Raw genomic sequence first — 527 nt, forward strand, 5'->3', positions numbered from 1 at the left:
GCGAGGGCAAGCGGTTCCAGGCGGCGGTGCTCGAGTACACGCTCGGCGGCCGGAACATCGCCGAGGTCCTCGCGATGCCGGTGACCGAGGCCGAGGAGTTCTTCGGTGCCGGCGAGGCGCGGACACCGGCCGCGCACGCCGTTCTCGATCGGCTCGCCGACGTCGGGCTCGGCTACCTGACCCTCGGCCAGCCGCTGACCACGCTGTCCGGGGGCGAGCGGCAGCGGCTGAAGCTGGCCACCCAGCTGGCCGAGAAGGGCAGCGTCTACGTCCTCGACGAGCCGACCACCGGGCTGCACCTCGCCGACGTCCAGCAGCTGCTGGGCCTGCTCGACCGGCTCGTCGACTCCGGCAGGTCGGTCATCGTCATCGAGCACCATCAGGCGGTCATGGCGCACGCCGACTGGATCATCGACCTCGGTCCCGGGGCCGGCCACGACGGCGGCCGGATCGTCTGCGAGGGCACCCCCGCCGCCCTCGTCACCGACCGCTCCACGCTCACCGGCGAGCATCTCGCCGCCTACGTC

The 527-nt window shown here is 72.9% G+C and carries 1 protein-coding gene; it reads left to right on the plus strand.

The window, feature by feature from the left end; genetic code table 11:
- The coding region (locus ACYVG5_RS21490) for an ATP-binding cassette domain-containing protein (protein WP_222051104.1) at window positions 1-527 on the plus strand (527 nt) is incomplete at both ends.

The organism is Modestobacter lapidis (assembly GCF_054780755.1).